This window comes from Stenotrophomonas sp. STEN021, assembly GCF_056760175.1.
The window spans coordinates 1-25,605 of the sequence record NZ_JBRREH010000040.1; the positions used below are offsets into that span (position 1 = coordinate 1).

24 protein-coding genes are annotated in these 25,605 nt (G+C 64.3%); 9 read left to right on the forward strand and 15 right to left on the reverse strand.

The annotated features are described in order from the left end of the window. Nucleotides 1–453: 453 nt before the first annotated feature. The gene (locus tag ACVOL0_RS10410) at nucleotides 454–1,479 is read left to right on the forward strand and encodes an integron integrase (RefSeq protein WP_481549030.1); all 1,026 of its coding nucleotides are present in this window, start codon (nucleotides 454–456) and stop codon (nucleotides 1,477–1,479) included. A 9-nt stretch (nucleotides 1,480–1,488) separates the two neighbouring features. Here the strand turns inward: ACVOL0_RS10410 and ilvD are convergent, their stop codons facing one another. After that, the gene (gene ilvD, locus ACVOL0_RS10415) at nucleotides 1,489–3,327 is read right to left on the reverse strand and encodes a dihydroxy-acid dehydratase (protein WP_481549031.1); all 1,839 of its coding nucleotides are present in this window, start codon (nucleotides 3,325–3,327) and stop codon (nucleotides 1,489–1,491) included. Between the two features lie 543 nt (nucleotides 3,328–3,870). On the opposite strand from ilvD, the gene ACVOL0_RS10420 reads away from it, so the two are divergent. Genes ACVOL0_RS10420 through ACVOL0_RS10430 form a run of 3 tightly spaced genes read left to right on the forward strand, consistent with a single transcriptional unit; the run spans nucleotide 3,871 to nucleotide 5,987 of the window. After that, nucleotides 3,871–4,437, forward strand: coding sequence for a DUF1190 domain-containing protein (locus ACVOL0_RS10420; RefSeq protein ID WP_481549032.1), 567 nt, complete (start codon nucleotides 3,871–3,873; stop codon nucleotides 4,435–4,437). A gap of 4 nt (nucleotides 4,438–4,441) precedes the next feature. Beyond that, nucleotides 4,442–5,629 (forward strand): glutathionylspermidine synthase family protein, encoded by a 1,188-nt coding sequence (locus ACVOL0_RS10425; protein ID WP_481549033.1) that lies wholly within the window; start codon nucleotides 4,442–4,444, stop codon nucleotides 5,627–5,629. A 55-nt stretch (nucleotides 5,630–5,684) separates the two neighbouring features. Beyond that, nucleotides 5,685–5,987: a hypothetical protein gene (locus ACVOL0_RS10430; protein WP_481549034.1), complete on the forward strand. Its 303-nt coding sequence runs from the start codon at nucleotides 5,685–5,687 to the stop codon at nucleotides 5,985–5,987. Here the strand turns inward: ACVOL0_RS10430 and ACVOL0_RS10435 are convergent. From ACVOL0_RS10435 to ACVOL0_RS10470, 8 genes are all read right to left on the reverse strand, one after another. Further along, the gene (locus tag ACVOL0_RS10435) at nucleotides 5,954–7,252 is read right to left on the reverse strand and encodes a DUF58 domain-containing protein (RefSeq protein ID WP_481549035.1); all 1,299 of its coding nucleotides are present in this window, start codon (nucleotides 7,250–7,252) and stop codon (nucleotides 5,954–5,956) included. The genes ACVOL0_RS10430 and ACVOL0_RS10435 overlap by 34 nt on opposite strands. Nucleotides 7,253–7,472: 220 nt before the next feature. Further along, on the reverse strand, nucleotides 7,473–8,498 hold the full coding sequence (locus ACVOL0_RS10440) for an AAA family ATPase (RefSeq protein WP_481549036.1): 1,026 nt from the start codon (nucleotides 8,496–8,498) through the stop codon (nucleotides 7,473–7,475). After that, nucleotides 8,495–9,643 (reverse strand): DUF4350 domain-containing protein, encoded by a 1,149-nt coding sequence (locus ACVOL0_RS10445; RefSeq protein ID WP_481549037.1) that lies wholly within the window; start codon nucleotides 9,641–9,643, stop codon nucleotides 8,495–8,497. Before ACVOL0_RS10445 ends, ACVOL0_RS10440 begins: the two co-directional genes overlap by 4 nt. Continuing rightward, nucleotides 9,640–11,232 (reverse strand): DUF4129 domain-containing protein, encoded by a 1,593-nt coding sequence (locus ACVOL0_RS10450; RefSeq protein WP_481549038.1) that lies wholly within the window; start codon nucleotides 11,230–11,232, stop codon nucleotides 9,640–9,642. The genes ACVOL0_RS10445 and ACVOL0_RS10450 overlap by 4 nt, the downstream gene beginning before the upstream one ends. Then, on the reverse strand, nucleotides 11,222–12,214 hold the full coding sequence (locus tag ACVOL0_RS10455; RefSeq protein ID WP_481549039.1) for a stage II sporulation protein M: 993 nt from the start codon (nucleotides 12,212–12,214) through the stop codon (nucleotides 11,222–11,224). The genes ACVOL0_RS10450 and ACVOL0_RS10455 overlap by 11 nt, the downstream gene beginning before the upstream one ends. Further along, complete coding sequence (locus ACVOL0_RS10460; RefSeq protein WP_481549040.1) at nucleotides 12,211–12,906, reverse strand: RDD family protein; 696 nt, start codon at nucleotides 12,904–12,906, stop codon at nucleotides 12,211–12,213. Before ACVOL0_RS10460 ends, ACVOL0_RS10455 begins: the two co-directional genes overlap by 4 nt. 183 nt (nucleotides 12,907–13,089) lie before the next feature. After that, nucleotides 13,090–13,998 (reverse strand): DUF2167 domain-containing protein, encoded by a 909-nt coding sequence (locus ACVOL0_RS10465; protein WP_481549041.1) that lies wholly within the window; start codon nucleotides 13,996–13,998, stop codon nucleotides 13,090–13,092. 77 nt (nucleotides 13,999–14,075) lie between these two features. After that, nucleotides 14,076–14,615 (reverse strand): gamma carbonic anhydrase family protein, encoded by a 540-nt coding sequence (locus tag ACVOL0_RS10470; RefSeq protein ID WP_481549042.1) that lies wholly within the window; start codon nucleotides 14,613–14,615, stop codon nucleotides 14,076–14,078. Between ACVOL0_RS10470 and ACVOL0_RS10475 the strand changes: the two genes are divergently transcribed. Further along, nucleotides 14,614–14,745 carry a hypothetical protein gene (locus tag ACVOL0_RS10475; protein ID WP_481549043.1) on the forward strand — a complete coding sequence of 44 codons (132 nt, stop codon included), beginning with the start codon at nucleotides 14,614–14,616 and terminating at the stop codon, nucleotides 14,743–14,745. The genes ACVOL0_RS10470 and ACVOL0_RS10475 overlap by 2 nt on opposite strands. A 288-nt stretch (nucleotides 14,746–15,033) precedes the next feature. Here the strand turns inward: ACVOL0_RS10475 and mnmG are convergent, their stop codons facing one another. Both mnmG and ACVOL0_RS10485 read right to left on the reverse strand, forming a co-directional pair. After that, entirely contained in the window at nucleotides 15,034–16,923 is a 1,890-nt protein-coding gene (gene mnmG, locus ACVOL0_RS10480) for a tRNA uridine-5-carboxymethylaminomethyl(34) synthesis enzyme MnmG (RefSeq protein ID WP_481549044.1), read from the reverse strand. 491 nt (nucleotides 16,924–17,414) lie between these two features. After that, nucleotides 17,415–17,933: a hypothetical protein gene (locus ACVOL0_RS10485; RefSeq protein WP_481549045.1), complete on the reverse strand. Its 519-nt coding sequence runs from the start codon at nucleotides 17,931–17,933 to the stop codon at nucleotides 17,415–17,417. 144 nt (nucleotides 17,934–18,077) lie between these two features. Here ACVOL0_RS10485 and ACVOL0_RS10490 point away from each other — a divergent pair, with 144 nt between their 5' ends. Further along, nucleotides 18,078–19,040, forward strand: a complete 963-nt coding sequence (locus ACVOL0_RS10490) for a pyridoxal-phosphate dependent enzyme (RefSeq protein WP_481549046.1) — start codon at nucleotides 18,078–18,080, stop codon at nucleotides 19,038–19,040. Next, on the forward strand, nucleotides 19,037–19,645 hold the full coding sequence (locus ACVOL0_RS10495; RefSeq protein ID WP_481549047.1) for a YdcF family protein: 609 nt from the start codon (nucleotides 19,037–19,039) through the stop codon (nucleotides 19,643–19,645). The genes ACVOL0_RS10490 and ACVOL0_RS10495 overlap by 4 nt, the downstream gene beginning before the upstream one ends. A 320-nt stretch (nucleotides 19,646–19,965) precedes the next feature. Here ACVOL0_RS10495 and bioC read toward each other — a convergent pair whose 3' ends face one another. The 4 genes from bioC to bioB form a co-directional block, all read right to left on the reverse strand. Beyond that, a complete protein-coding gene (bioC, locus tag ACVOL0_RS10500; protein ID WP_481549048.1) occupies nucleotides 19,966–20,853 on the reverse strand; it encodes a malonyl-ACP O-methyltransferase BioC in 888 nt (295 codons plus the stop codon). A 99-nt stretch (nucleotides 20,854–20,952) separates the two neighbouring features. Then, complete coding sequence (gene bioH, locus ACVOL0_RS10505; protein ID WP_481549049.1) at nucleotides 20,953–21,720, reverse strand: pimeloyl-ACP methyl ester esterase BioH; 768 nt, start codon at nucleotides 21,718–21,720, stop codon at nucleotides 20,953–20,955. A 17-nt stretch (nucleotides 21,721–21,737) separates the two neighbouring features. Then, complete coding sequence (gene bioF / locus ACVOL0_RS10510; protein WP_481549050.1) at nucleotides 21,738–22,946, reverse strand: 8-amino-7-oxononanoate synthase; 1,209 nt, start codon at nucleotides 22,944–22,946, stop codon at nucleotides 21,738–21,740. A 90-nt stretch (nucleotides 22,947–23,036) separates the two neighbouring features. Further along, nucleotides 23,037–24,065 carry a biotin synthase BioB gene (gene bioB, locus ACVOL0_RS10515; protein WP_481508107.1) on the reverse strand — a complete coding sequence of 343 codons (1,029 nt, stop codon included), beginning with the start codon at nucleotides 24,063–24,065 and terminating at the stop codon, nucleotides 23,037–23,039. Nucleotides 24,066–24,081: 16 nt separating this feature from the next. Between bioB and ACVOL0_RS10520 the strand changes: the two genes are divergently transcribed. Together ACVOL0_RS10520 and ACVOL0_RS10525 are read left to right on the forward strand one after the other, a co-directional pair. Continuing rightward, entirely contained in the window at nucleotides 24,082–24,840 is a 759-nt protein-coding gene (locus tag ACVOL0_RS10520) for a ComF family protein (protein WP_481549051.1), read from the forward strand. A gap of 144 nt (nucleotides 24,841–24,984) precedes the next feature. Further along, nucleotides 24,985–25,566 (forward strand): HdeD family acid-resistance protein, encoded by a 582-nt coding sequence (locus tag ACVOL0_RS10525; protein WP_481549052.1) that lies wholly within the window; start codon nucleotides 24,985–24,987, stop codon nucleotides 25,564–25,566. Nucleotides 25,567–25,605: the final 39 nt, after the last annotated feature.

Here is a 25,605-nt window from a genome sequence, read left to right on the forward strand (position 1 = left end):
GTTAGGGCGCGGTTGCTGCATTGCGCCCAAGCATGTACTTGATGGCATGTGCTTGGCTACCAAGTATGAGAACTACTGGTGCAAAGCAAGTTAGCGTGGATTGCCAGAAGTAGCCATCTTTGTGATCGAGGGCAGCCCAGAGAAGGGAAATGACAGCGGAACCGATAAGGGTTGGGAGTGTGTACGCGCGCATAGCTACAGACCGCGAACGAAACACGAGCCAGATGATGGACACGATGCTTACGAGCCAAGCGATTGGGAAAATGATTTCGACACCCATGATCTGCGCCCTAACTCTTAGTAGACCGCCTAAAAGCGGTGTAAAACCGAGTATGCCCAATTCATTGCCACTTTTGAACCGAAAAATCCCATAAGGAAACAACGGTTTACACGATTCTCCAGTCCACGCCGTCATCGCAAACTCCAAGCTTACTGCCGCTCGGAAGCCGTGATATGGAATACACCCCTGTCTCAGCGGGCGTAAAAGCCGCTAACCCGCCGCGATTGCTGGATCAGGTCCGTCAGCAAATTCGGGTTCGGCATTACAGCTTGCGCACCGAGCAGGCTTACGTTGGCTGGATACGACGCTTCATTCTTACCAACGGCAAACGCCATCCACAGGAGCTTGGTGCTGCTGAAGTGGGGGACTTCCTTACCCGCCTCGCGGTCGTGAAAAACGTGTCGGCTTCTACGCAGAATCAGGCGTTGTCGGCGTTGCTGTTTCTTTATCGCGTGGTACTGGACATGGAACTGCCGCGCCTGGATCAGGTGGTGCGTGCCAAGCGGCCGCGTCGTCTTCCGGTGGTTCTGTCACAGGAGGAGGTTGCGCGACTGCTGCAAGCCATTCCTGAGGGTCAGACGGCAATGATGGCTCAACTGCTGTACGGCACCGGCATGCGCTTGATGGAGTGTGTTCGGCTTCGTATCAAGGACGTGGATTTCGGGCGCAACGAAATTTGCGTGCGCAGCGGCAAAGGCAACAAGGACAGGCGTGTTCCTCTGCCGGTTTCGCTTTGCGAGCGATTGCTGCGGCAACGCGAGCGAGCGCTGCTGATGCATCGCACGGATCTTGACGAAGGAAAGGGGCGGGTACAGCTGCCCTATGCGTTGGCACGCAAGTATCCGAATGCAAACGCAGAGCCGGGTTGGCAGTACCTGTTTCCATCTGCGCGGCTGTCTACCGATCCGCGAACCAGGGCAGTAGGACGGCATCATGTCAGTGAAGAGCCGTTGCAGCATGCGGTGAAATCGGCAAGGGCCCTTGCAGGCATCGCAAAGCCCGTAACCTGCCACTCGCTGCGGCACTCCTTTGCGACGCACCTGTTGGAAGCCGGTCACGACATCCGCACTGTGCAGGAGCTGCTGGGGCACAAGGATGTCGCTACCACCCAGATATACACGCACGTATTGGGGCGGGGGGCGGGCGGTCTACTCAGCCCCTTGGACCGCCTACCGGGAGTGCGGCCACTCCCGGTGTGATGGCAGCAATCAACCGTCCAGCAGTGCTTTGTTGCGTACCGCACCCTTGTCGGCACTGGTAGCGAGCAGGGCATAGGCCTTCAATGCTGTGGTGACCTTGCGCGGGCGCACTTCGACTGGCTTCCAGCCTTTGCCATCCTGTTCGCTGCGGCGACGTGCGAGCTCTGCATCGTCCACCAGCAGGTTGATGCCGCGCTGCGGGATGTCGATCAGGATGCGGTCGCCATCGCGGACCAGGCCGATGGTGCCGCCTGCGGCGGCTTCCGGCGAACAATGGCCGATGCTCAGGCCGGAGGTGCCTCCGGAGAAGCGACCGTCGGTGAGCAGGGCGCAGGCTTTGCCCATGCCCTTGGATTTCAGGTAGCTGGTTGGGTACAGCATCTCCTGCATGCCCGGGCCGCCCTTGGGGCCTTCGTAGCGGATCACCACCACGTCGCCGGCCTGCACTTCGTTGCCGAGAATCCCCTTCACCGCGGCGTCCTGGCTTTCATAGACGCGGGCATTGCCTTCGAATACGTGGATGGATTCGTCCACACCCGCGGTCTTCACCACGCAGCCATCGGCAGCGAGGTTGCCGTACAGCACGGCCAGGCCGCCTTCGCTGGAGAATGCATGGGCAACGTCGCGGATGCAGCCCTCGGCACGGTCCACATCCAGCGACGGCCAACGCGTGGACTGGCTGAAAGCCACCTGCGTCGGAATACCTGCCGGGCCAGCCTTGTAGAACTGATGCACGGCTTGGTCCTGGGTCTGGGTGACGTCCCATTGCGCGATGGCATCGCCCAAGCTGCGACTGTGCACGGTGGAGGCATCGGTATGCAGCAGGCCGCCGCGTGCCAACTCGCCGAGGATGGCCATGATACCGCCAGCGCGGTGCACGTCTTCGATGTGGTACTTCTGCGTGTTTGGTGCCACCTTGCACAGCTGCGGCACGCGCCGTGACAAGCGGTCGATATCGCGCTGATCGAAGGCCACTTCGGCCTCCTGTGCGGCGGCCAGCAGATGCAGGATGGTGTTGGTGGAACCGCCCATGGCGATATCCAGCGTCATCGCATTCTCGAAGGCTTCGAAGGTGGCGATGCCGCGCGGCAATACATTGGCTTCCTCGCCGCCGTACCAGCGATGGCAGAGCTCGACGATCAGCCGGCCGGCACGCTTGAACAGCGCCTCGCGATCACTGTGCGTAGCCACGAGGGTGCCGTTGCCCGGCAGCGACAGGCCCAGTGCTTCGGTCAGGCAGTTCATCGAATTGGCGGTGAACATGCCCGAGCAGGAACCGCAGGTGGGGCAGGCGCTGCGTTCTATTGCGGCCACCTGCTCATCGCTGACTTTGTCATCGCCGGCGGCAACCATCGCATCGATCAGATCGAGCTTGTGGTCGGCCAGCTTGGTCTTGCCAGCTTCCATCGGGCCGCCGGAAACGAATACCGCGGGGATGTTCAGGCGCAGTGCGGCCATCAACATGCCCGGGGTGATCTTGTCGCAGTTGGAGATGCACACCAACGCATCGGCGCAGTGGGCATTGGCCATGTATTCGACCGAGTCGGCGATGATCTCGCGGCTGGGTAGTGAATACAGCATGCCGTCATGGCCCATCGCGATGCCGTCATCCACGGCGATGGTGTTGAATTCCTTGGCCACGCCACCGGCTGCTTCGATCTCGCGCGCGACGAGCTGGCCAAGGTCCCTCAGGTGCACATGGCCTGGTACGAACTGGGTGAAAGAGTTGACCACCGCGACGATGGGTTTGTGGAAATCACCATCGGTCATGCCGGTGGCACGCCACAGGGCGCGGGCGCCGGCCATGTTGCGGCCAGCGGTGGAGGTTTTAGAGCGGTATTCGGGCATGGCAGGCGAGCAGGGCGGACGTGCAGAAGTGCAGTGCGATTGATTCTGCATGAAGTTCCCGGTTGCAGCTGCAACCATTGGTTTGCGGTGGTTTGAGGGTGGAATGGGGCGGTTGGTAGGGGGCTTGAATGCTGCCGGGTAGGGCAAGTGGCAGAGCCAAAGCCAGAACCAGAACCAAAGGCAGGCAAAGCCAAAGCGGAAGCGGAAGCCAAAAGCACCCCTCCCCAACCCTCCCCTGCGCTGCGCGCAAGGGAGGGGGCTGTTTATTGCGCTCGTTCAGGCCGCGAGCGAGCTGCCTTTACCCCCTCCCTTGCGCGCAGCGCAGGGGAGGGTTGGGGAGGGGTGCTTTGGGCTTTGCTCTTCCAACGCACCGCCAGTGCCGATGTGCCGAATAACGAAGCAATCCAAAAATGCCCAAACCCCTGCCGCTCCAAGCCTTCCCGAGCATCAGCTGAAAACCGATTCAGTTTCGGGAGTTTTCCGGTTTCCGCCTTGCAGCCTTCATCGGGCATTATTGGGGATCAAATTGACGGGGAACCGACCATGAAGCGATCCAAGGCCACTGCACTGGTGCTGATGAGCGCCGTGCCGCTGCTGCTGACCGCCTGCCAGAAGGAAGAAACGGTGCAGGTGCAGGAAGGGCTGTACACCTCGGTGGAGGCTTGCAGCGAGGCCACCGGCAATCCGTCCAGCTGCCGCGAGGCCTTCGCCGCCGCGCAGAAGCAGTCGGCCGATGCCGCGCCCAAGTACGCCAGCAAGGAAGAGTGTGCCAAGGAATACCCGGCCGAGCAGTGCGTGCAGCAGCAGACCAGCGCAGGCACATCGTTCATCGGCCCGATGATGATGGGCTTCTTCATGTCGCAGATGCTCAACGGCAGCCGTGGCGCCGTGGCCGCGCCGCCGGCATCGCAACCTGCGTTCAAGGACAACGCCAATGGTTGGGCCAAGCCGGCCGCACCGGGCGGCACCGGCGGTTTGAACACCGGTAGCGGCATTGGTGCAGGCAAGGCTGGCCTGGCGCCGGTCAACGCCACCCCGAACCGCGCGGTAACCGCCAGCCGTGGTGGTTTTGGTGCGCGTAGCGGCGGCCGCAGCAGCGTCGGCGGTTGATGCAGTGAAACGCGTTGCAATTGCCGAGCGCGGCAACTGGAAGGCCCGTGCCGCGGAAGCAGGCTTCCGCTTCCACACCATCGACGGCGCGCCGTACTGGGATGAAAGCGCGTACTACGCTTTCACCCTGCGCCAGATCGAAAACGACATCGAAGATCCCAGCGCCGAGCTGCATGCGATGGCGATGGATCTGGTTGGCGAGGTTGTTGGCAGCGACGCGCTGATGGCGCAGCTGGCCATTCCCGAAGCGTTCCGTGACTGGATCGCCGAGAGCTGGCGCCGGCGTGATCCGCATTTGTATGGCCGTCTGGATTTTGCCTACGACGGAAACGGTCCAGCCAAGCTGTACGAACTGAACTACGACACGCCGACATCGCTGTACGAAGCATCGTTCTTCCAATGGCAGTGGCTGGAAGACCAGCGCAATCGTGGCGCATTGCCGCAACAGGCTGATCAGTTCAACTCCATCCATGAGACCTTGGTCGAGCGCTTCGCTGAGTTGACCTCGAGGCTGCCACCGCCGCTGTATTTCAGCGCAGTGGGGGAGTCCGAAGAGGACCAGGGCACGGTCGCCTATCTGCGCGATTGCGCGGCACAGGCCGGGCTGCATGCAGCGGCGATTACCATCGAAGATATCGGTTTGTCCGAGGACGGCCGCTTCACCGATCTTGATGATGTGGTGATCGGCAGCCTGTTCAAGCTGTATCCGCTGGAAGACTTGATGCGCGAGGAATTCGGCGCGGCCTTGCCGCGTTCGGGCGTGCAGTTGCTGGAGCCGGCGTGGAAAGCGGTGCTGAGCAACAAGGGCATCCTGCCGTTGTTGTGGGATCGCCATCGTGGCCATCCGAATCTGCTGGAGTCCTATTTCGACGATGGCAGTGCCTTGCCGGCCGGTTGGGTGCGCAAGCCATTGCATTCGCGCGAAGGCGCCAATGTGGCGATGCACATGAGCGACGGTAGCTGGCAGGAGAGCGAAGGGCCGTACAACGGGCCGAGCATTCGCCAGGCGTTCCACGCCTTGCCGGTGTTTGATGGCAACTACCCATTGGTGGGGAGCTGGGTGGTGGGTGACCGCGCCTGTGGTGTTGGCATTCGCGAAGACAATAGCCGCATCACCCGCGACAGCGCCCGTTTCCTGCCGCACGCCATCATTGATGATGCGCCGCAGGGCACAACGCGGATCTATCTGTAGGAGCGGCGTACGCCGCGAAGCAGGCGATGCTGGAAATGCCTTATAGAGCCGAGCCATGTTCGGCTGGGGCGTTACCGGTGACGCTTATGCCGAGCATGGCTCGGCTCTACAGGTGGGCATTGCTGGTGAAGCTTCTGCCGAGCATGCCTCGGCACTACAGGTGAGCATTGCTGGTGAAGCCTCTGCCGAGCATGGCTCGGCACTACAGGTGGACATTGCTGGTGAAGCTTCTACCGAGCATGGTTCGGCAATACAGGTGGGCATTGCTGGTGAAGCTTCTGCCGAGCATGGCTCGGCACTACGGGTTTGCGGCGGTGATGCGCCTTACAGCAGACCGTCGCGCTTTACTGCCAGATAGCGTTCTACCAATGCCGCCGGCAACTCTTCCGCGGTGACGTCCAACACCATCACCCGATGGCTACGCAGCGCTTCGTGCGCATCACTGCGTTGCTGCAGGTAGGCGGCAATGGCACCGGCCTGTATCGCATCTGGAACGGTTTCCACTTCGCGTGCCAGTGCCTGATCCAGTTCGCGTTCGCGCAGGCTGGCTACACAAACGAGGTGCCGCTTCTGCAGCAGGCGCACGGCGGCCAACAGGTCTTCGATATCTTCATCGCGCACGTTGGTAACCAGCATCACCAGGCTGCGCCGCGATTGCCGCAGCGACAATTCGGTCGCCGCCGCGAGATAGTCGGTGGCTACCGGCTTGGGCTGCAGGTCGTAGCTTGCGCGCAGCAGGCTGTCGATTGCGCCCATGCCGCGCTTGGGTGCTACCCAGCGGCTGTCACCGCCGCTGGCGAACAGGCCAACGCCGTCGCCTTGACGCAGCGCCAGATATGACACCACCAGCGAGGCATTGAGCACGTGGTCGAAATGCGACAGGCCACCTTCGTCGGCCATCATTCGGCGGCCGGTGTCGATCATCATCACCAATTGCTGGTTCTTTTCGTCCTGGTATTCGCGCGATATCAGCTTGCGCGCGCGCGAGGTGGCCTTCCAGTCGATCTGGCGCAGGCTGTCGCCGATGCGGTATTCGCGCATCTGATGGAAATCTGTGCCTTCGCCGCGGCGCCGCTTCAGGTGTGCACCTACCAGTCGTGACGCCATCTCCGCGCTGAGCAGGGCGAAGCGGGTGAGTGGTGCGAAGTTGGGGTAGACGCGCACGGTTTGCGCTGTACCGACGGTACGCTGCTGCCGCCACAGGCGCAGCGGTGAATGCAGGCGCAGGTGCACGCCATCAAACACGAAGGTGCCGCGATTGGCAGGGGTGAAGCGGTAGCTGAAGCGCGTTTCGCTGGCCTTGCCCAGTTTCAACCGACGCGGCAGGCCGTTGCTGTTCCAGCCATCGGGCAGCAGGTCGAATACGTCGACGCGTTGCTTGCCGTAGGAATCCAGCTGCAGCCAGGTTTCGCGCTCAACGCCCAGGGCGAGGGAGTCGGGCAATTCGCGCCGCACCTGCGGGCTGGGCTTGCGCCATAGCAACGCGAGGTCGATCAGAGCAAGCAGGGCAATTGCCGCAGCGCTGATGGTCCATGCCTGCATGGGCAGGTAGTGCAGGGCCACTGGCAGGCCAAGCAGGCTCCACAGCATCAGCAAGGTGATCAATAGGGGGGCGGGTCTCACTGCGTGGCCCTGGTTGTCTGGTGTGTTGATGCTGAAGAAGAAAGAGCTGCGGCAAGTGCGAAAGCACCCCTCCCCAACCCTCCCCTCCGCGCTGCGCGCGCAAGGGAGGGCGCAGGAGCCAGAGCCCCCCTCTCCAGCTCTCCCCTTCGTACTGCGCGCGCAAGGGAGGGAGCTGAGGCAAGGGCTTCGTTTGGCATGCTGGCGCTTCTTGCCGCGTTGCTCACTTGCGCGGCGCCTCCACCTTGGCGAGCAGGGCGGTCAAGGCGTCGTCGGCGGATTGGCCTTCGATCTGCAGTTCCGGGGCCAGCGCGATGCGGTGGCGCAGTGCCGGTTTGGCGATCTCGCGTACGTCGTCCGGGGTGACGAAATCGCGGCCGGACAGGACCGCCTGTGCGCGGGCGGCGCGCACCAGCGCGATGCTGCCGCGCGGACCTGCGCCCAGGGCGATACCCGGCCACTTGCGGGTAGCCGCGACAATGCGCACGGCGTAATCAATCACCTGCGGGTCAACCGTGATCGCGGCCACTGCTTTCTGCAGCTCCACCACATCGGCGCCGCTGAGTACGCGCGGCACCTGGGTGAGGTTGAAGTCGCTGGCGGTGCGGCCAGTGGTGATGGCCTGCACCATCTGTTTCTCGTCTTCCAGCTGCGGGTAGTCGATCAATACCTTCAACAGGAAGCGGTCGAGCTGCGCTTCCGGCAGCGGATAGGTGCCTTCCTGCTCGACCGGGTTCTGCGTGGCCATGGTCAGGAAGGGCGGAGTCAGGGCGAAGGCCTTGCCCTCAATGGTGACCTGGCCTTCCTGCATCACTTCCAGCAATGCGGACTGGGTCTTGGCCGGGGCGCGGTTGATTTCGTCGGCCAGCAACAGATTGGTGAAAACCGGGCCACGACGGATCTTGAAGCTCTCGGTCTTGGGGTCGTAGACGGCGTGGCCGCTGACGTCACTGGGCATCAGGTCCGGGGTGAACTGCACGCGTGCGTAGTCCAACTCCAGTGCCTGTGCCAGGGCGCGGACCAACAGCGTCTTGCCCAGCCCAGGCACGCCTTCTATCAGTACGTGGCCGCCGGCCAGCAGGGCGATCAGGATCTGGTCGAGCACATCGCCCTGGCCAATGAAGGCATGGCCTACCGCTTCGCGAATGCGCTCGACGCGTTCAATCAGATCCGTGTTGACGGGCGCGGGAGCAGGTGCCGGCGCGGGTGCATCGCCGGGGAGGGCAGGCGGAGTGAACTCGTCGGTCATAGCTGGTTTCTCATCTGGATGAGCAAGCGGATACGGTCACGCAGGGCGATGTCGTCCTGCGAGGGGGGAGTCTGCAACGCGGTCTGCACGCGGCTGATCGGCCACTGCAGATGATCGGCAATGGCTTGCGCCTGTGCGTCGCCGCTCAGCGCGGCAGCCACCGGGGCGCGACGGCGCAGGCGGGCAAGGAATGCCTGGCGAACGGCGTCATGCAACAACGGAGATTTCCGGTAGAGGTGCATGTGCTCGCCGCTGGCGCGCACATGCTCCAGCAGCGAGCGACGGTCCTCGCGCGGTGAGGGCAGCAGCGCGCCGAACCGCTGGCAGCGCATCCACAGCCACGCCAGCAGTGCGAGCAGCAGCGGTACCCACACCGGCCAGCCGCGCTGGAACAGCGTCTTCCACAGCGATGGCAGTTCCATCGCGTAGATCAGGTAGGTGGTGCCCTTGCCGTAGTTGGGTGCCAGCACCAGCCGGGCCAGATCGCGGTGCGGGATGTCGCGCAGGCCGGTGTCACTGTTGTTGCCACCATTGAGCAGGAAATCCATGTCGCCCAGCACATCGACCCGGCCAAGGCCGTAACGCAGGCGGACATATGCCAAGGTGCCGTCGTCACCAGCGTCGGTCCAGCGGCGCTCGGCGCGGGCTTTCTCGGCGAGGGTGAAGCGGTTGCCGCTGCAGAACTCGTTGTGCGATTCCTGGCCTGGCACCTGCCAGATCTGGCAACGCGCCGGGACCTCACTGGGGACCACGCCAAGACGTTCCAGCAGGCCTTGTTCGTCACCATCCAGGTCTTCGTCGGCGTCGGGCGCCTGCAACAACAGGTGGCCACCGAACTGCACCCAGTCCAGCAGGCTCTCAACCTGTGTCGGGGTGAGCAGGCGTGGGTCGTCGAGCATCAGCACGGTATCGACAGGCTGCAGTTGCATGGCGGGCAGGTCGAGCTTGCGCCGGGTTTCGGCCTTGCTGCCGTCGCGGATCAGGGTTTCGCGCAGTGCATACAGCGCGTTGTAGGTGGGCTCGCCATAAGCGGGCAGGGTGATCTCTTCGCTGGTTCTCTCGAAGTTGCGCAGGAACCAGAACGCGATCAGGCCGGTGAGCAATAGCAGCACGATGATCAACGTATTGCGCAGCACAGCGTTCATGCTGGCCACCCATACTGCTGGTGCAGCTCCTTGATCAACGTGTCGAACTCGTTGTCGCTGGGCAGGCGGCCGGCATAGGCGGCGTACTGCCAGGTGCGCACCATGCGTGCGAACAGGCTGCGGTCAGCTTCCTGCGGCATCTTGCGTGATGCGCGCAGGCATTGTGCTTCGGTGGCACCCGGCGGCAGCACGACATTGCCGCGTTCGGCCAGCACTTCCACCGAAGCACGGTATAGCAACGCCAGTGCGTGCCGTGGCTTGCCCTCGCGCCACAGCCGGCGTGCGCTGCCGAGGATATCCGGCGGCAATACTTCTGGTAGCTGCAGGGCTTCCTGCAGTGCCGGTGCCTGCACCTCGCGGCTGCGACGGCCATCGGCACGGAACCACGGCAGCCACCAACGAGCGGTCAGGGCGAGTATCACCAGCAACACGCCGAGCAGTATCCACAGGATGCTTTCGGCGATCAGGGCGGCGAACTTGGCAATGGCGGCGAAGATTGGGCCGACATCGGGATTGTTGCTGTCATCGGTATCTGGCTTCTTGTCCGATGCCTTCCTCACCCAGCGGGTGACGCTGCGCTTGGCACCGAGTTGCGGGTCTTCATACGCGCGTGCCGCAGCCTGACGGAAGCCGGCGGTGTCGGCTGGCGCGGCACCGAACAGCTGTTGCGGCGTGGTTGCAGTAGCGGCAGCCGGTTCGGTTCCTGCCTCTGCAACGTCTTTGTGATTGCCGTGATTGCTGGTGTTGTGGGTATCGCTGCTGTCCTGCGCCCGGGCCTGTAGCGATGGCAACGCGAACACCGCCAGCAGCAGTACCAGCATCGGCGCCAGCCCAGCCAGCCGCTCACGCAGGCGACGGAAGGCGATTTCCACATCCCAGGCTTCCAGCTGGGTGCGGCGGTTGAGGTAGAGGCCGAAGCCGGCACCGCTGTAGAACGGGCCGATCAAGGTCATCGCCAACCATGCCAACAGGTTGAAGCCTATCCACGCCCAGGCCGGGGTGTCCTGACCAATCAGTTCCCAGGTGGCGCGCAGCGATTCGGACAGCAGCTCCACCGGCACGAACATGAAGACCAGAGCGACGCCGGCAAGCTGCAGCATGGCCTCGAAATGCCAGCACACCCAGGTGAGCAGCGATGCATGGCCATAGGCGGCACCGCCAAGTGCATGCCGGCGCCCGCGCCGCTGGCTGGCGTCGCCACCTTCCAGCAGATCGACCGGCATCAGCAGCGAACGGGCAGGGCTGAGTCGGCGCCAGCCGAGGTAGGCGCCGAGACCGCGCCAGCCCCAGTTCCATTGCGCACGCAGGGTCTGGCCGGTAGTGGGCTCGGCACCGAACGCGCCGCGCGAGATCACATACAGCGGAATGCGTTCGAACGCGGGCTTGAGCCACCACAGGATCAGGCTCGACAGCCAGAAATTGTCCAGCCACCAGCCCACAAGATTGAGCAGCGCAAACACCGGCAGCGTCAGCAATAGCCAAGGTTTCCAGATTGCAGCGGCATGCCGGCGGACCAGGGCGGTACCCAGCTCCATCGCCTCCCATTGCGAACGCGCACGCAGCACGACATCGAGCTGATCAATCCGCATGACCACCTCCACGCCCGCCACGCCACAGCCACAGCAGCACCAGCGTCCACAGCACGGCAGACACACTGAGCTTGCCCCACATCGGCACCCAGGCAATCGATGACCAGAATGCCTCGATGAAGGCTGCCACCAGCAACATGAAGGCCACGCCCAGACATAGCCGCGCGCCAATCACGCCGCCTTCGATCAGTGCATCGATGCGACGCTTGCGGCCTGGTGCCAACAGGCGCAAGCCCAGCTGCAGGCCCGCACCGCCGGCAATCACAATAGCGGTCAGCTCGAAGGGCGCGTGGCCGACCACAAAGCGCCAGAACGGATCACCTGAACCTATCTGCTGCAGGTGCCCGGCCACCGCGCCAATGGTGATGCCGTTGAACAGCAACACCAGGATGGTGCCGATGCCGGCCAGCAAGCCGCTGGCAAAGGTGCGCAGGCCGATGCTGATGTTGTTCATGATGTAGTGGCCGAACATCGCCCAGTCGGTGCCGCTGTCGCGGCCCAGATTGTCGGCTGCCGGGTCGTACATCTTTTCCATCTGCGCGAGCTGATGTGGATCCATCAGCATGTGGATCAGCTCAGGCTTGTACTGCAGCAGCACGAAGATGCCGACCAGCGGAATCACGAACAAGGCGCAGGCCACCCACATCGCACCGGCCTGGCTGCGTACGGCGCTTGGGAAATCGGCGAACAGGAATTCAAGCGCACGCTGCCAGCGCGGTGCCGGGGTGCGGTACAGCAGGTTATGGCCGCGCTGCATGAGCTGCTGCAGTTGTTCCACCAGTTGCGGGCTGTAGCCACGGCGCCGCGCCAAGGCCAGTTGCTGGCAGAGGCGGCGGTAGCGCTGCGGTATGGTTTCATCGCCGGGCAAATCGGGACCGGTGCTGCGCCGCTCCTTTCGCGAGCGCTCGCCACGGCGCTGCAACCAGTCCTCGAACTGCTGCCATTCGTGCTGGTAGCGGTTGACGAATTGTTCCTGCCTCATCGCCGCCCCAGCAACCAGTTGGCCATTGCATACAAACGCACCACGCCGGCCTGGCCGCGCTCCTGGCTCAGCCCGCTGACGATGTCAGCCAGCTCACGCTGGCGTCCGGGCGACAGTGCCGGTGCGCGGTCGGCATAGGCGATCAGCGCGGCCTGCTCGCCCGGCTGCAAGGGCAGGGATGGCGCCAGCACGGTATCGATACGGGCCGGTGGCGTAGCCGGGCGTGGAGGTGTGTGGACCACCAGCGAACCGGCGACCAGGTCGCCGAGCCGACGGCCGTGTGCATCGAACAGGCAGGTAACCAGGCCCAGCGCATAACCGAACGGCAGGGCGTCGACAGTGCGCAGCAGGTTGCGCACGATCGCCGGCATCCAGCCCAGTGGTGCGCCGTCGCGGGCGACCACGCGCAGGCCCAGCACCTTCTTGCCCAAGGTGCGGCCGAACCACACCTCCAGCACGATCGGGTAGGCCCAGAACATCAGGAACATCAGCCCCAGGTAGATGCCCTGGCCCAGTTCGCCCAGTGCGACCAGCACGGGGCTCATTACCGCCAGCACGCCAAAACGCACGCACAGGTCGATCAGCCAGGCCAAGGCGCGCGGCACTGGCCCGGCGGCGGGCAACTGCAGGGGCACGCCTTCAGGCGTGATGACTTCGCGATAGGTGTCCAGCATCGGCCGCGCTGTGCTCATTGCAGCGGCTCCAGCAGCGAATGCTGGTACTGCGTGCGGCGGATGGATGCCCGGAGTCCGGCCCGGACGGATGCCTGTGGCATTCGTGTCTCTGCTACGTCCTTATCAGAGTGCTGACTTTAGCTGGCGGCAGCTTGAAAACCCAGCCCAACGCAGGCAGCGGTGGGCCAGGCAAGGTGGGTTTCAGCGCACGGTGCGGTTGTCCTCGCCGCGTACGAACAGCTTCCTGATCGCACCGCCGAGGAACAGCACGCCGATCAACAGCAGCTTCCAGAACTTGGCCAGCAGCAGGCCGAGCTTGGCAAAAAGGCCGGCTTTGGCCGCCAGCCCACCGCCAATCAAGGTCGCCACGCCATACGCGGCGACCTTGTCTGTGCTGGGGTTGTGGTCGGCATAACGCGCGCCCTGGTCGAACTCGGCCATTGGCAGCAGCTTGTCCATGCCCTCGCGGACGAGTGCAAGCTCAGACATCCCTGAAACTGCATTCAAGCTCAGGTAGCCGTGGCGGCCGAGCACACGGATGTCGTAATTGAGGGTGTGATCGGGCTGGTCGTTGAAGGCCAGCTCGCGTGCCCAGTAGAGCTTCTTGCTACCTGCCTCATAGCGGGGCGGCACTGCCCAGCCCACCAGGTCGAGCGAGCCATAGCCTGCCTTCACTCGCTCCGGATTGCTGTCGCGGGTCTCGGCCTGCATGGTCTTGAGCAGGTCGGCGTAGTCGATCTTGCTGGCATCTTCGTCGGACACGTAGCCATCGTCGGACCAGGTCACCACCACTGCCCAGCTATCCGGTTCGGTCAGGCCCGGGCTGCGCGGCACGATCATGCCCAGCACGCTGTCGTCGGGCGGGTTGCCCCACATGTCCTCCAGCACGCGGCGTGCGTCGGCCTTGTCCAGATAGCGGAACTCACCATCCAGATTGAAGTGGGCCTTGGCTTCGGGTACCTCGATCTGCCCGCTGCGGAAATGCAGCGACTGCTCGAACTGCTCCGCGCTCATGCCCGATTCTTCCTGGGCGGAGGCGGCAAAGGAAACCGCACACAACAGCGCCACAGCAGCCAACAGGCGCTGCGCCACGATTTTCATCGACTTCATGTCAAACCCTCAAAGGCGTCCCCACGCCGGGCCGGCAGTGTGCACCCGCAAGGTGGTTGCCGACAATGCCTGCAGGCTCAGCCCTGCATGCCGCGGTACTGGTCCTTGACCCTGACGTAGTGGTCGGCCGAATAGCGCAGGCCTTCGATGTCCTTCTCGCTGAGCTGGCGCATCAGGCGTGCTGGATTGCCTGCCCACAATTCGCCGCTGCGCACCACCTTGCCCGGCCCAACCACCGCGCCGGCGGCGATGAAGGCATTGGCTTCGATCACCGCGCCATCGAGGATGCAGGCGCCCATGCCGATCAGGCAGTAATCGCCGATCGTGCAGGCGTGGATGATGCAGCCATGGCCGACGGTGACGCCTTCGCCGATCAACGTCGGGTAGCCACCCTTGTTGTAGGGGCTGTCGTGGCTGACATGGATGATGGTGCCGTCCTGCACATTGGTGCGTGCACCGATGCGCACGTAGTTCACATCACCACGGATCACCGTACCCGGCCACACCGATGCATCATCGTCAATCTGCACATCACCGATGATGGTGCAGGCCTCGTCGATATAGACGCGCTCGCCCACGGTGGGGGTTTTGTCGAGGAAGGGGCGGAGTGCGGGCATGCTGGAACTCGATGTCGGTGAGGCGTTGATGCGGATGATAGCGCGCGCCTTGTTTGCGGTTTTGCGCAGGGGCTTCAGGCGCTTTGGTTATTGTCTGGAAATCAGCTGCAGCGGAGATGCATTGATGTGAGCGATGTTACGCGGTCGCCGTTGGGATGCTCGCGAACGGCACCCCTCCCCAACCCGTCCGGCCCGAAGGCATAGCCTTCGGTCGTTCATCAGGCCGCGCGCCAGTGGCGCGCAAGCAGGCGCTCTTCACCCCCTGCGCTATGCGCAAGGGAGGGGGCTGTTTCGCGTGTTCTTTCAGCTGGCCGAGCGCCGCTTCTGCTCCCTCCCTTGCGCCGAAGGCGGAGGGGAGGGTTGGGGAGGGGTAGCTTTCAAGCTTCAGCAACCAAAAACCAAAGGCCAACCTAAAAACTCAAGCTACCTTGCCGCGTCGCGCCCGCTCCAGATGCACCAGCAGCAGCGAAATCGCCGCAGGTGTCATACCCGGAATGCGCTGCGCCTGACCGATGGTCTGTGGACGTACGCGCTCCAGTTTTTGCAGTGCCTCAGCCGACAATCCGCGTACCGAGCCAAAGTCGAAACCTTCGACAATCGCAGTGTTCTCATGCCGCTGCTGGCGTTCGATTTCTTCGCGCTGGCGGTCCAGATAACCGGCGTACTTGACGCTGATCTCCACCTGCTCGGCCACGCGTGCGTCTTCCACGCCGGGGCCCAGCGAGGGCACCTGCATCAACTTGGCGTAATCCAGTTCCGGGCGCTTGATCAGGTCCAGCACATTGGTTTCGCGGCTGACCGCCACGCCGGTGGTTTCGGCGACTTCGCGGCCCAGTGCATTGCCCGGCGTCGCCCAGATGCCACGCAGGCGCGCGCTTTCATTGGCGACGGCCGCCTGCTTGGTTTCGAACGCGGACCAGCGGCGGTCGTCGACCAGGCCCAGCTTGCGGCCGGTCGGGGTCAGGCGGGTGTCGGCATTGTCTTCGCGCAACTGCAGCCGGTATTCGGCGCGGCTGGTGAACATGCGGTAGGGCTCGCTGGTGCCGTGGGTGATCAGGTCGTCGACCAGCACGCCGATGTAGGCTTCATCGCGACGCGGGCACCAACCGTCCTTGCCTTGCACGAACAAGGCGGCGTTGATGCCGGCCAGTAGGCCCTGCGCGCCGGCTTCTTCATAGCCGGTGGTGCCGTTGATCTGGCCGGCGAAGAACAGGCCGTTGACCTGGCGGGTTTCCAGCGTGTTCTTCAAGCCGCGCGGATCGAAGAAGTCGTATTCGATGGCATAGCCGGGGCGGGTGATGTGCGCCTGCTCGAAGCCACGGATGCTGCGTACCAGTTCCAGCTGCACGTCGAACGGCAGCGAGGTGGAAATGCCGTTGGGATAGATCTCCACCACGTCCAGGCCTTCCGGCTCGACGAAGATCTGGTGGCTGTCCTTCTCGGCGAAACGCACCACCTTGTCTTCGATCGACGGGCAGTAACGCGGGCCGATGCCTTCGATCTGGCCGCTGTACAGCGGTGAGCGATGCAGGGCGCCACGGATGATGTCGTGGGTGCGCTCGCTGGTATGGGTGATCCAGCAGCTGACCTGCTGCGGATGCTCGCTGACGTTGCCCAGATAGGACATCACCGGCAACGGATCGTCGCCGGGCTGTTCATCCATCACGCTGTAATCCAGCGAACGGCCATCAATGCGCGGCGGCGTGCCGGTCTTCAGGCGATCGATGACGAACGGGCGCTCGCGCAGGCGTGCGGCCAGCGTGGTCGCCGGCGGGTCGCCCATGCGGCCAGCGGTGTATTGGGTTTCGCCGATGTGGATCTTGCCGGCCAGGAAGGTGCCGGCGGTCAGCACAACGGCGGCAGCGTGGAAGGTCAGGCCAGTCTGGGTGACGGCTCCACGCACGGCGTCGCCTTCGATCACCAGATCATCCACCGCCGCCTGGAATACGGTCAGGTTGGGCTGCGCCTCGACGATGCCACGGATCGCCATGCGGTACAGGTTGCGATCGGCCTGGCAGCGGGTCGCGCGCACGGCCGGGCCTTTGGAGGCATTGAGCGTGCGCCACTGGATGCCGGCGCGGTCGGCGGCATGCGCCATGGCCCCGCCCAGCGCATCGATCTCCTTGACCAGGTGGCCCTTGCCGATACCGCCGATGGCCGGGTTGCAGCTCATCGCGCCGACGGTTTCGACGTTGTGGGTCAGCAGCAGGGTGCGGGCACCGCCACGCGCTGCAGCCAGGGCCGCCTCGGTGCCGGCGTGGCCGCCGCCGATGACGATGACGTCGTAACGGTAAAAGGAGTCGCTCATGGGCGTGAGATCGGTAAGGAAGTGTGAAGTCCGTCAGACGGGGTAATCCCACCATGCGACGGCGTGTGTGGTGATTTTACTGCCAAGCGCAACCAGGTACGCGTCAACCCTAAAGTTGGCACGCAACCTGCAGCTAATACATTGCACCCAACGTGGCATGCGACATAGGCGCAACAAGGTCGGAATTGGAACAGGGGCCGACCGAAGCGTACGTTGGGGTAGCAGGGGGCCGGTAGTCGGGGGACTACCGGCCTTGCAATCCAGCAAGGCCCGCCTTGGCGGGAAAGCGTTAAAAGACAAAGCCCCGGCCTAGGCCGGGGCTTTGTCTTTGTAGGCGCCGATGCCCGACAGGGCCGGAACAGGGGGGATCCAGATTTCCTGACGGACATCGACATTGAACTGTCTGGGCGAGACCGGTTTAGGTCACTATGCGACGCAAGCGGTCACCCGTAGGACCAAGAATGCCTGCATTTGCGGCAATTGCAACCTTTTTATGGTTCCTGGGTTTGGGCTGCACGTGGCTGCCGGGTTTGTGACGGCTGTCGGGCCGGCATCGGTCGTGCCTGAATAGCCGGGCGCGCCGCCTGCGGCCGTTGCATCGCCTGTTGCATGGGCTGGGCCCGCTGCATCGGCTGGCTGTTGGCGCGCGGCTGCGGGCGGGTCAGGTTGTCCAGATCGCGCCATGGCGACTTGTTGCCGCCGCCATTGACTGGCGGTGGCGGCCGGGTCGGACGCCCATCGTTGCCACCATTGCCGTTGCCCGGCGGACGCGGACGGTTGTAGTTGGGCCGGTAGACCGGGTAACCATAGCTGCCATAGCCGTAATAGCCGCTGCCATAGCCATAGCCACCATAGCCATAACCACTGTCCGGATACCTGTAGGGATAGCTGTACTGCACCGAAGGAGAGCCGTGGTAATACCCGCCCGAACCGCCGCCTACGTAGTCATACGTGGCACAGCCAGACAGGCCCAGCAACAGGCCGGTGGAAACAATCAGGCGCTTGATCATAAAAAATCCCCCCCTCGTGGGTATGGCATCCAGCTTCGGGCCGCTGCGTTGAATCGGCCCTTAATTCGCGTCTACATGGCTGAACATACAACGTGTGCGCAGGTGAGATGGTCGTGGGACTGGAGGCTGGGCTAACCTTTCACCATGAATGAACTTCCCTTGCCCGGATTTTCCGAGGTTCTGGCCGCCGCCGCGCGGATTGCCGCCCATGCAACGGTTACTCCGGTGCTGCGGGCGCGCGCGCTGGATGCATTGGCCGGTGCCAGCCTGCACTTCAAGGCTGAACACCTGCAGCGCAGCGGCGCATTCAAGTTCCGCGGGGCCTGCAATGCGGTGTGGTCGCTGGATATGGAGCACGCCAGCCACGGTGTGGTGACGCATTCCTCGGGCAACCACGGTGCGGCGCTGGCCTTGGCGGCGCGCTCACGCGGCGTTCCCTGCCATGTGGTGGTGCCTGAGGGCGCGGTGGCGGCCAAGCTGGCCAATATCGAACGCAACCAGGCCACGCTGTGGCGGTGTGCACCGACCCAGGCCGCTCGTGAAGCCGAATGCCTGCGTGTACAGCGCGAAACCGGGGCGACGCTGGTTCATCCCTACACCGACCCGCGGGTAATCGCGGGACAGGGCACTGCTGCGCTGGAGTTGATCCGCCAGGTCGGGGCACCGTTGGATGTGCTTGTGGTGCCTGTTGGTGGCGGTGGTCTGGCCGCAGGCAGCCTGCTGGCGATGCAACAACTATTGCCGAACTGCGAACTGGTGTTGGCCGAGCCTGCCGGCGCTGCCGATACCGCGCGTTCGCTGGCGGCGGGTGAACACCTGATCGATTTCGTGCCGGATACGTTATGCGATGGCCTGCGCGGTGCGCTGGGCGCGCCCAACTTCGCGTTGCTGCAGGGTGCGGCACAGGTGATCAGCGTCGATGACGCCGACACCGTGGCCGCCATGCGGCTGATCTGGCAGGTAATGAAACAGACCGTGGAACCGTCCTCGGCGATCACCTTGGCAGCGGTGCTGGCCCAGCCGCAGCGCTTTGCCGGTCGCACCGTGGGGCTGGTGTTGTCTGGTGGCAATGTCGATCTGGATACCTTGCCCTGGATGCAGGCATGAAGTCAGCTGTTCGGCGCACCGGGTTGATGGGCTGGCTGTGGCGCTTGTGTGTGTTGCTGCTGTTGTGGCTGTTGGGTGTGGCGGCATGGATCATCTGGGTGGGCGACCGTGACCAGGCCGCGCCTGCCGACGCCATCATTGTGCTCGGCGCTGCGGCCTATGACGCCAAGCCTTCACCGGTGTTTGAAGAGCGCATCCGCCACGGCCTGGATCTGTACCGGCAGGGTTATGCACCGAAATTGATTTTCACCGGTGGCTTTGGTGGCACGGGCGCGCGTTTCTCCGAATCACAAGTGGCGCGGCGCTATGCGCTGAAGCAGAAGATTCCCGGCAACGATATCCTGATCGAGACCCGTTCGCGTACCACCCGGCAGAATCTGGTCGAAGCCAAGCAGGTGATGGCCAAGCACGACATGCACAAGGTGATCGTGGTCAGCGACCCGCTGCACATGGCGCGCGCGCTGCGCTTATCGAAGGAGCTGGGTATTGATGCACTGGCATCGTCCACGCCAAGCACGCGTTTTCGCAGCTTCCACACCAGCTGGCGTTTTCTGCTGCAGGAAGTGTATTTTTTCCATCGCGATCTGTTTGTAAGAGGGGCTTGAGCGGTTGGGCATCCGCTCCCCGTTCTTGTGGGAGCGGCGTAAGCCGCGAAGCTGACGCACCGTCCGATGGATTGTCTGCAAGGCCGCTGCCGAGCATGGCTCGGTACTACGGAGCGGCATTTGCACCGTAGGAGCGGCGTGCGCCGCGAAGCCAACGGCGCTTGGCGATCGATTGGCATGCAATCTGATGATCTACGAGCTTGGCGGCTGCGCCGCACCCTCTCCTGCCTTCGGCATCCTCTCCCACAAGGGGAGAGGAGAAGGTCAACTGCCAAAGCCAAAGCCAAAGCAGATTGCTTTGAGTTCCGAATCCCGAACCCTTACTCCGTCGTCTTGCGCCGAATAGGAATCGAAGACAGCGGCACGCTCGCCACATCCTGCCCTTGCTCGCGAATCGGCGCGCCCGGTGCCGGTGCCCAGGCATGCGCATACACCACTTCCCAGCTGCTCGGCAGCTTGCCGTCAGCGCGACGCATCGGCTCGTAAGCATCGCGTGCGGCAGCAAAACGGCTGCGCCCGGTCAGGGTGTGGCGACGGTTGTGCATGGCGTTGGTGGCGCCAATGGCCTTGAGCTCGCGCATCAGCGTCGGCAGGTCGTCATAGGTCAGGGTGAACATGTCGCGATCCAGTACCGGATCGCGGAAGCCAGCCATCATCAAGGCGTCGCCGAACTGGGCGATCTGCACGAAATGGCTGACATGCGAGGTGTCATCGGCCTGCGCAAAGGCCTGGCGCAGTTCCACCAACGTGTCATGCGCGAACGTCGAACAGACCAGCAGGCCATTGGGCTTGAGCACGCGGCGGAAGCCGGCGAATACCGCTGGTAGATCTTCCACCCACTGCAGGCACAGGTTGCTGTAGATCACGTCGACGCTGTTGTCGGCCAGCGGCAGGGCGCGGGCGTCGGCGCAGACGCGTGAGAAAGGGCGCCACCAGCCGGCCTGCTTCTTGGCTTCGGCCAGCATCGGCAGGGCCAGGTCCAGCGCGATCACCTGCGCCTTCGGCCAGCGCTTCTTCATGGCCGCGGTGGCATGGGCCGGGCCGCTGCCCACGTCCAACACCACCTGCGGTTGCCGGTCTTCCAGGTAGTCCAGCGATTCCAGCAGGCGCTTGGCCACTTCCTGCTGCAGCACGGCGGCCGCGTGGTAGCTGCTGGCGGCGCGCGAGAAGGCACGGCGGACGTGTTTGGGGTCGAACAGAGAAGACATGGCGGTGATTCGGTTTCGTAATTCAGGAGGGGAGGCGCTGCTGTGCTCAAGCGGCCAGGGACATCATCGGCCAGCCAGCGCGAATGGCCGCGTAACCGCTCACGCGCAGCCAGCAACAAACTGTTGCAGCAGTCCGGCGACGTGATCGGCGTGGCCAAGGAATGGGGCGTGGCCGCCGCCGTCGATGCTGTGGGCGCTGTGCAGGCCTGCGGGCGCCAATGCGGCGGCCTGGTGCATGGCCTTGGACGGCACCAGCCGGTCGCGCTGCCCGCCTATCCACAGGCCGGGTTTGTGCAGGCTGGGCAGGCTGCCGCGCAGGTCGCTGCGCTCCAGCAGGGCCAGGCCTTCGTGCAGGGCGCGTGGGGCCGGTTCGCCGCGTTCGACCAACGCATCGCGCAGGGTGCGCAGTTCGCTGCGGGCGTGCTGCGAGCCCATCACGTCCAGCGCGAGGAAGCGTTCGAGGGTGCCACGGTAATCCTGTTCCAGATCGCGGCCGAACTGTTCGAACACCTCAGGCTCCACTGCGTTGGGCCAATCGCCATCGCGGACGAAGCGCGGCGTGGCCGCCAGCATCGCCAGCCCGCGCACCTGCGGCAGCGTGGCAGCGCCGTGCAGGGCGACCAGCCCGCCCAGCGACCAGCCACACCACACCGCCGCCGGGGTGGCGCTGGCGATGGCATTGACCAGGTAGGGCAGGCGCAAGGGCGTGGCATCGTCGCGGCTGTGGCCATGCCCGGGCAGGTCGACCACATGCAGTTCGAAGTGCGGCGCCAACCGTTCAACCAATGGCGCGAAGATGCCGCCATGCAGTGCCCAGCCGTGGATCAGGACCAATGCCGGTCCGCTGCCGGTGACGTGGATATGCATGGCGTTACAACCGGTTCTCAGGCAACAGTGTTCAGGGACTTCTGGTACAGCACCACGTCGCGGGCCTTGGCGATGGCGTCCACCAGCGCCTTGACCTGCTCGACGGTATGCAGCGCCGACAAGGTCACGCGCAGGCGTGCCTTGCCTTCGGGCACGGTCGGCGGGCGGATCGCGCTGACCAGGAAGCCGGACTGCTCCAGCGTCGCCGACAAGGCCATCACCGTGGCTTCGTCACCGCAGAGCAGTGGTTGGATCGGGGTTTCCGAGGCCATCAGCTCCAGCCCGTTACGACGTGCGCCTTCGCGGAAGCTGGCGATCAATTCGGTGAGCTTGTCGCGGCGCCAATGGTCGCGGCGCGCGAGCTTCACCGCCGCCAGCGAGGCGGCAGCCTGCGCCGGTGGCAGGGCGGTGGTGTAGATGTAGGGACGTGCGGTTTCAGCCAGATGCTGGATCAGCGCGTCTTCGCCCACCACCACCGCACCGTGGCCGCCCAGCGCCTTGCTCAGCGTCAGCAGCTGCAGCGGAACTTCGTTCACGCCCAGCCCGGCATCGGCCGCGCAGCCGCGCCCATGTTCGCCGACCACACCGATGCCGTGGGCGTCGTCCACATAGAACAGCGCCTCCTGCATGCGTGCCACCAACGCCAGCGAGCGCAGCGGGGCGATGTCGCCATCCATGCTGAAGACGCCGTCGGTAACCAGCATGGCGGCGCCGTCGGCGGTGTTCTTGAGCTGGCGCATGGCGCCTTCGCTGTCCAGGTGCGGATAGCGGCGCAGGCGGCAGCCGGCCAGACGGCTGGCATCAAGCAGGCTGGCGTGGTTGAGCCGGTCCTGCACGCAGATATCGCTTTCTTCGCTGAGCAGCGCCTGCTGCACGGCCAGGTTGGCCATGAAGCCGCTGTCGAACAGCAGGGCGCGCGGATAGCCGAGCCAGTCGGCCATTTCGCGTTCCAGCTGCTCGTGCAGGCTGTGGTGGCCACAGACCAGGTGCGAGGCGGTGCTGCCGGCGCCTTCGCGGCCGGCGGCGTCCTGCAGCGCGGCGATCACCTCGAACTGTTGCGACAGACCGAGATAGTCGTTGCTGCAGAAGCCGGTCAACCAGCGCCCGTCCAGTTCCAATCGCACGCCGTCGCGGCGGCTGATGCGGCGACGGCTGCGGATGCGGCCCTGGGCAAGCCGCAGCTTGCGCTGGGCGTTGATGCGGTCGTGGATGTCAGGACGGGCCATGGCAAGGTTCATGGTCAAGCGGGCGGCTAGCGTACCCGGTTGCCTGTAAGAATGCCCCAAGCGGCGCCCCGGTGCGGGGCGCGGCCGGGATCAGGCGCTGCGGGCGCAGAGCGGGGCGATATCCAGGTGCACGGTACCGGGGTGGTCGTGGTCATCGGCGTCCACGCTTACCTGCATCGGGCTGATGCCGAGGCGAGCGAACAGGGCCTGGTCGCGCTCGGTATCCGGGTTGCCGGTGGTCAGCAGCTTTTCGCCGTAGAAGATGGAGTTGGCGCCAGCCAGGAAGCACAGCGCCTGCAGCTCGTCACTCATGCTCTCGCGGCCGGCCGACAGCCGCACCATTGAACGCGGCATCACGATGCGGGCCACCGCGATCATGCGCACGAACTCGAACGGGTCCAGCTCGGCGCTGCCGTGCAACGGGGTACCGGCGACCTGCACCAGGCGGTTGATCGGCACCGAGTCCGGGTGCGCCGGCAGGTTGGCCAGTGCCTGCAGCAGGCCGGCGCGGTGTTCGCGGGTCTCGCCCATGCCGACGATGCCGCCGCAGCAGGTCTTCATGCCGGCGTTGCGCACGTGCTCCAGCGTGTCCAGGCGGTCCTGGTACTGGCGGGTATGGATGATGGAGTCGTAGTAATCCGGCGCGGTGTCCAGATTGTGGTTGTAGTAGTCCAGCCCGGCGTCCTTCAGCGCCTGCGCCTGGTGGCCCTCGAGCATGCCCAGGGTGGCGCAGGTCTCCAGGCCCAGCGACTTCACCTCGCGGATCATCGCCGCGACCTTGGGGATGTCACGGTCCTTGGGTGAGCGCCAGGCCGCACCCATGCAGAAGCGCGAGGCGCCAGCCTGCTTGGCGGCGCGGGCACGGGCCACCACGCTGTCGGTGTCCATCAGCTTCTGCGCGTCCACGCCGGTGTCATAGCGCTGGGCCTGCGGGCAGTAGGCGCAGTCTTCCGGGCAACCGCCGGTCTTGACCGAGAGCAGGGTGGAGACCTGTACCTGTGCCGGGTCGAAGTGCTGGCGATGCACACTGGCGGCGCGGTGCAGCAGCTCGGGGAAGGGCAGTTCGAGCAGGGACAGCAGCTCTTCGCGCTTCCAGTCGTGGCGGATGACGGTGGACATCGGTGTTACCTGACAGATGGGGCGATGGAAGCGGCGCAGTCTGGTCAGCATAACCATTGCTGTCAACTATCAAGTGAATAGTCTGGTTTACAGGGTCGGGGGTCGGCTATCGGCCTTGCTGTTCCCGCCGCGCTGCCTGGTCTGTGGCGAGGATGGCGTGCCGGGGCGGGATCTGTGCCTGGCCTGCAGTGCTGGATTGCCATGGCAGCGGGCCGCTTGTTGGCGCTGCGCCTTGCCCTTGCCGGGTGCTGATGCGAATGGGTTGTGCGGTGCCTGCCAGCGATCGAGCTCGCCCCTGCAGTCGGCGCTGGCTGCCTTTACGTATTGCGCGCCGGTTGACGGCCTGTTGCTGCGGTTCAAATTCCACCATGACCTCAGCGCTGGGCGATTGCTGTCAGGCTTGTTGCTGGACGCAGTGCAGGCCGCCGAGCGCCCGTTGGCGATCGTGCCGGTGCCGCTGCACCTGTCGCGGCTGCGCCAACGCGGCTATGACCAGGCCTTGGAGCTGGCCAAACCGGTGGCGCGCGCGTTGCAGCTGCCATTGTGCCGGGGCCTGCGCCGGCGCCGTCCAACCCTGCCGCAATCGGAACTGGATGCATCGGAACGTAAACGCAACCTGCGTGGGGCCTTCATCGCGGTGGGGCAGCTGCCGGCACATGTGGTGCTGCTGGATGACGTGATGACCACCGGTGCCACCTTGCATGCGGCAGCGCTCGCCCTGCATCGCGCCGGTGTGCAGCGGGTGGACGCCTGGGTCTGCGCACGGGTGCCGTGATTGCCGCCGCCGTGATCACGAGGCCGGCCCTGCACCGCAACTGGCTTGAAATCGCGGATGTCATCTCTACATGCCATTACCACGGCTATAGGCCTAGACTGGGAATGAAAGGCCTTTACACCTGTTCAACATGAGGAGACAGACATGGGTGCTTCCCCGGGTTTTCCTGCTGGATCGCTGTTTGGCACATTGACGCGCAACTGGTGGGTGCTGCTGCTGTTCGGCCTGTTTGCGGTGATATTTGGGGTGCTGGCGGTGATGGCGCCGGTACGGACTGCGGCGGTTCTGGCGTGGTGGCTTGGCATCATGGCCATTGTTGAAGGCGTGGTGGTGCTGATTTCGGCCTTCAATGGCTCGGCACCGGTATCGCGTGGTTGGGCGCTGTTCTATGCGCTGGCATCGATTGCCTTCGGTGTATTGGCGGTGATCAATCCATTGGCAACGGCGAGCGTGCTGCTGCTGTTCCTGGCCGCGTGGCTGGTGGTTGGTGGCATCTACCGCATCGTGTTTGCCATCCGCGTGCGCAAGCAGATCAGCGGCGAGTGGATGCTGATTGTCAGCGGCCTGCTGGCGGTGGCCCTGGGCGTGATGTTCGCGCTCAACCCGATTGCCGGCCTGGCGGTGACCTCGCTGTGGATTGGCGTGCTGGCCTTGATCTACGGCGTGCTGCAGATAGTTGCAGCCTTCCGCCTGCGTTCGCTGGGCAAGACCATCGGCGCGATGTAGTGGCCTGCTTTGTAGGAGCGGCGTAAGCCGCGAAGCCCA